The sequence below is a fragment of the Acinetobacter stercoris genome, assembly GCF_900323515.1.
Classification (GTDB): Bacteria; Pseudomonadota; Gammaproteobacteria; order Pseudomonadales; family Moraxellaceae; genus Acinetobacter; species Acinetobacter stercoris.
Genome location: NZ_OOGT01000245.1, coordinates 1 through 5277, shown reverse-complemented (window position 1 = coordinate 5277; position 5277 = coordinate 1). Strand labels below are relative to the sequence as shown.

The following is a 5277-nucleotide window of genomic DNA, read 5'->3' as shown; positions in this document are numbered from 1 at the left end:
CTATATTATGATCCGTGATTTTGTTGTAATTATTGGCGGAAAGTAACAAAAATACTAGTTTTAACTATATGAATTTACAAAATATTTTAGAGTATTTGCTCTATTTTTTATTCTAACTTTTATTGGTTTGACTTTATCAGGTTCTTATAGCATAAAGAACCTGATAAATGACATTTTTAAATTTATACTTTGGCTAAAGCCTGGTCAAGGTCAGCAATCAAATCATCAATATGCTCAATACCTATAGATAAACGGACCATATCTTCACTTACACCAGCTGCTTTAAGTTCCGCTTCGTTCAATTGACGGTGAGTTGTTGTTGCAGGATGGCAAGCTAGACTTTTTGCATCACCGATATTCACGAGACGTGTGAATAGCTGTAAAGCATCAATAAAGCGCGTTCCACCTTCACGACCATCTTGTACTCCGAACGACAAAATTGCTGAAGGTTTACCTTTAACGTATTTTTGCGCCAAGGCATGTTGAGGGTGGTCTTTTAAACCTGCATAGTTAACCCATTTTACTTTTGGATGTTGCTGCAAATATTCTGCGACTTTCTGAGCATTTTCAGTATGGCGTTCTATACGAAGATTTAATGTTTCCAGACCTTGTAAGATCAGGAAAACACTCAGCGGGCTAATCGCCGCCCCCGTGTTACGCAGAGGTACAACTCGAGCACGAGCGATATAGGCAGCTTCACCTAATGCCTCAACATAGTTAACCCCGTGGTAGCTTGGGTCTGGTGTGTTCAATACTTTAAAACGATCCGGATATTTGCCCCAGGGAAATTTACCACTGTCAACAATTGCACCACCAATGCTGTTGCCATGACCACCGATATATTTAGTGAGTGAGTGGATAACGATATCTGCCCCGTGTTCAAATGGTTTGAGTAGGGCAGGAGTAGCAACGGTATTATCGACAATAACAGGAATACCATATTCATGGGCGATTTTTGAGATTTCATCCAGATCAATGATATTGCCTAAAGGGTTACCTATTGATTCAACGAAAACCAGTTTGGTTTTATCATCAATCAGGTCACGTAAAGCTTCAGGTTTTTGATAATCAAAGAAACGGACTTCAATACCTTGTTTTGGGAAGGTATGTGCAAATAAATTATATGTTCCACCATATAGTGTCGAAACAGATGCAATATTGTCCCCAGCTTCGGCAATCGTTTGAATGGCATAAGTAATTGCAGCCATTCCAGAAGCAACAGCAAGAGCCCCAATACCACCTTCGAGAGCAGCCAAACGCTGTTCGAGTACGGCTGTTGTTGGGTTCATGATACGTGTATAAATATTACCCTGGACTTTTAGATCAAATAAATCGGCACCGTGTTGAGTATTATCAAATGAATAAGAAGTCGTTTGATAAATTGGAACTGCAACAGCTTTTGTTGTTGGTTCTGGGCTATACCCCGCATGAATAGCTAATGTTTCATCTTTATAAGTCATAGGATTGTCTTCAAAATGTTTAATTATCAACCGAGTGTAGCATCAAATCTTATGAAGCAAAATGATAAAAAATTCATAATTATTCATTTAATTTCATAAGTGTGAGCGAGTCGAAAGTTTGATTTGTAACAATATTATGATGCATTATTGCGTTTAATTTTTAAACTAGACATAAGTTAGAAAAAGAATGTAGATAATCTGTTCAAGCCTTATTTTTTCAGCACATTCATCGTATAATGTTTCGATTCATTTTTCGGATTGCAAGGGATAATCAGCAGTCAAAGCGAATGCAAATATCCCTATTTTGGTTTTTCAATTGAGGAGTCCTACGTGGCCCAATATATTTATACGATGAACCGAGTGTCTAAAATGGTTCCGCCAAAGCGCGAAATCTTAAAAGACATCTCCTTATCATTTTTCCCAGGCGCAAAAATTGGTGTGCTTGGTTTAAACGGCGCAGGTAAATCTACCTTACTCCGTATTATGGCTGGCGTAGATAAAGATTTCTCTGGTGAAGCTCGTGCACAACCAGGTATTAAAATTGGTTATCTAGAACAAGAGCCACCATTAGATCCAACAAAAGATGTACGTGGTAACGTTGAAGATGGCGTACGTGAAGCTTTGGATGCTTTGGAGCGTCTTGATCAGGTATTTGCTGAATATGCAGATCCCGATGCCGATTTTGATGCGTTGGCTAAAGAGCAGGAAAAACTGGAATCAATTATTCATGCTTGGGATGCGCACAATTTAAATAACCAGCTTGAAATTGCTGCTGATGCATTGAACCTGCCAGCTTGGGATGCAGATGTAACTAAACTGTCTGGTGGTGAGCGTCGTCGTGTAGCACTTTGTCGATTATTACTTTCTAAACCAGACATGCTGCTTCTTGATGAACCAACAAACCATCTGGATGCAGAATCAGTATCGTGGCTTGAACGCTTCTTGAAAGATTTCCCTGGTACAATCGTGGCGATTACCCACGACCGTTATTTCCTGGATAACGTTGCAGAGTGGATTCTTGAACTTGACCGTGGGCATGGTATTCCTTATCAAGGTAATTACTCTTCTTGGCTTGAACAGAAAAATGCCCGTTTAGAGCAAGAAAATAAACAAGAAGAATCTTTTGCGAAGGCATTGAAAAAAGAACTTGAATGGGTTCGTTCAAATGCCAAAGGTCAGCAAAAGAAAAACAAGGCGCGTATGGAGCGTTTTGAAGAACTTAACTCTAAAGAGTTCCAACAACGTAACGAAACTTCTGAAATCTATATTCCACCAGGCCCTCGCTTAGGTAACAAGGTTGTTGAAGTTGAAAATATCAGTAAATCATTTGGCGACAAGTTACTCTACGAAAACCTATCATTTACTGTACCTCCTACAGCGATTGTGGGCATCGTAGGTCCAAACGGTGCAGGTAAAACTACACTTTTCCGTATGATGACTGGTGAGCAGCAACCGGATACAGGTACTGTGACTTTAGGTGATTCGGTTAAAGTTGCTTACGTAGGTCAGATTCGTGACACCCTTGATGATAATAAAACTGTTTGGGAAGAAGTTTCAGGTGGTTTGGATATTCTGAAAGTTGGTGATTATGAAATCGCTTCACGTGCTTATATCGGTCGCTTTAACTTTAAAGGTCAAGATCAGCAAAAACGTGTAGGCGAACTTTCTGGTGGTGAACGTAACCGTTTACAACTTGCGAAAATCCTACAACAAGGCGCGAATGTTATCTTACTGGATGAACCATCAAACGACTTGGACGTAGAAACATTACGTGCACTTGAAGATGCGATTTTGGTGTTCCCAGGTACAGTTATGGTTGTGTCGCATGACCGCTGGTTCCTGGATCGAATTGCAACACATATTCTTTCATTTGAAGATGAGCAACCAGAATTCTATACAGGTAACTATACAGAGTTCGAAGCATATCGCCGTACAAAACTGGGTGATGATATTCAACCGCATCGTAAAAAATACAAAAAGATCAGTGGGTAATTTCCATTTTATAAAAAACCAGCTTTCGAGCTGGTTTTTTTAATGGGGATATTGTTGAGAAGTCCGAATCAAATTCAGCTCATATAAGGCATCGAGATGCCCTTGATTTGCTGCAAGAGTAAACCATTTTTGAGCAATGTATTTGTCTTGGGTCAAACCTAATTCACCTTTCAGGTAACAAATACCAAGTTTATATTGTGATTCACTATAACCTTTTAATGCAGCATGTAAGAAATACCAGAAGGCATTTCTTTGATAAGCGTATATATACTGATCCTTATCGGCAGAGTGAGAGTTATACATATGTTGTAGTGCTAATAGTTCAAAACGTTTTGCATGCTGAAAAATCAAAAAGGATTCTGAACATGTCGGATTGTTTTTTAGAGAATTGCAAATAGATAAAACACACAGGGAATATAATTTTTTAATAAAGCCCATTGGAAATACTCAGGCACTATAAATGCCTAAAATGTATAGAAAGTATTGATCTAAATTAATCCCTGATTTTAGTGATTTTTAATCGATTTTAAATTTAAGGAAGGAGGATTTATACAAGTTTTTTATTGTTTATTTAGAAATATTGGATCGTATTATCTGTAATATATAAGCTTCAATATGAAATTAAAATTTTAAATTATTATTATAAAGTCTTAAAATTATTCTGTGAAATATTTATAAATTTTTAAAGCTGCTTGGTTCTGCTAAATAGTTTTAATTCATTTATTGCGCCAATATGTCCTTGGTCTGCAGCAAGTTTTAACCATTTATATGCGATAAAAATATTTTTTTTCAGACCTAATTCTCCATGTAAGTAGCAGATGCCAAGTTTATATTGTGATTCGCTATAACCTTTTAATGCCGAATGCAGGAAAAACCAGACTGCATTTCTTTGATGTCCTGCTTGAGTACTGTAATCATTTTTATTGATGAGTTGAAAAGAGAGTAGCTCAAAATATTTGGCACGATGATAACTTAAAAAAGTATCTGAAAAGGAAAAGCGGTAATATGATGATTTCTCCTGATTCAGGTGAGAAACCAATAGTAATACATACTGTCGGATAGCTTTTAAAAAATCCATTTCGACGTTCCAATTTTCATTAAATAGAAAATTTTTATACTGTATAGGAAACATACAATTTATAAAACATCTGTTGTTAGTAATTCACGAATATTTTTTTTTCATAATGACAATTTTTATTTTTTATAACGACACTATTTAATAAATATATTAAATAGTTGGCAGAATAAAGCCAATGTATTAATTAATTGGCTTTATAGGGAAAGGGTAAGTTGGCTTATGAAAAAGCTAAAAGGTTATATGCTTTTGTTAATTCTTCTCTGGCTTGAACATGACCTTGATGTGCAGCTTGAGTAAGCCATTTTTCAGCATGAGAGTAACTTCGATCAAGCCCTAGTTGACCATTTAGATAGATCAGTCCCATCTTGTACTGGGCTTCCTGATCACCGCGTAATGCTGCACGTAGGTAATACCACATTGCGTTACGTGATTCATGATCTTCTGTGTTAAGACTGGCTTCTTTCATATGAAGGGCAGCCAGTAATTCAAAATCATGACCACGTGATATTTCATATGATGCTTCAGAATCTGCCAAGAAACGGCGAGATGGTGATTTTCCTAAAAAACGGTTAAAAATATGTACCAACATATAAACCTCCTTGCTAATCCATTAACAAAGTTGTGAGATTTCTAATCAGAAAAAACTAATTAGTTATAATAAATTTAGCTGTTTTTTACAAAATGCAAATAATAAAATGTAATTTGTCAACAGTAAAATGTACAACTTTGTATATTAAAGCATGTAAA

General features: G+C 36.6%; 5 protein-coding genes. 1 reads left to right on the top strand and 4 read right to left on the bottom strand.

Translation table 11 applies throughout. From position 1 onward, the window contains the following. Positions 1 to 182: 182 nt before the first annotated feature. Positions 183 to 1460, bottom strand: a complete 1278-nt coding sequence (locus KPC_RS17650; RefSeq protein ID WP_121975646.1) for an O-acetylhomoserine aminocarboxypropyltransferase/cysteine synthase family protein — start codon at positions 1458 to 1460, stop codon at positions 183 to 185. Between the two features lie 330 nt (positions 1461 to 1790). Between KPC_RS17650 and ettA the strand changes: the two genes are divergently transcribed. Then, the gene (ettA, locus tag KPC_RS17645; protein ID WP_121975645.1) at positions 1791 to 3452 is read left to right on the top strand and encodes an energy-dependent translational throttle protein EttA; all 1662 of its coding nucleotides are present in this window, start codon (positions 1791 to 1793) and stop codon (positions 3450 to 3452) included. Positions 3453 to 3491: 39 nt separating this feature from the next. Here ettA and KPC_RS17640 read toward each other — a convergent pair whose 3' ends face one another. The 3 genes from KPC_RS17640 to KPC_RS17630 all read right to left on the bottom strand — a co-directional run bounded on the left by KPC_RS17640 (position 3492) and on the right by KPC_RS17630 (position 5119). After that, positions 3492 to 3803: an SEL1-like repeat protein gene (locus tag KPC_RS17640; RefSeq protein WP_228212317.1), complete on the bottom strand. Its 312-nt coding sequence runs from the start codon at positions 3801 to 3803 to the stop codon at positions 3492 to 3494. 331 nt (positions 3804 to 4134) lie between these two features. Beyond that, positions 4135 to 4530, bottom strand: coding sequence for a tetratricopeptide repeat protein (locus KPC_RS17635; RefSeq protein ID WP_121975643.1), 396 nt, complete (start codon positions 4528 to 4530; stop codon positions 4135 to 4137). Positions 4531 to 4747: 217 nt separating this feature from the next. Continuing rightward, the gene (locus KPC_RS17630; RefSeq protein WP_121975642.1) at positions 4748 to 5119 is read right to left on the bottom strand and encodes an SEL1-like repeat protein; all 372 of its coding nucleotides are present in this window, start codon (positions 5117 to 5119) and stop codon (positions 4748 to 4750) included. Positions 5120 to 5277 lie beyond the last annotated feature (158 nt).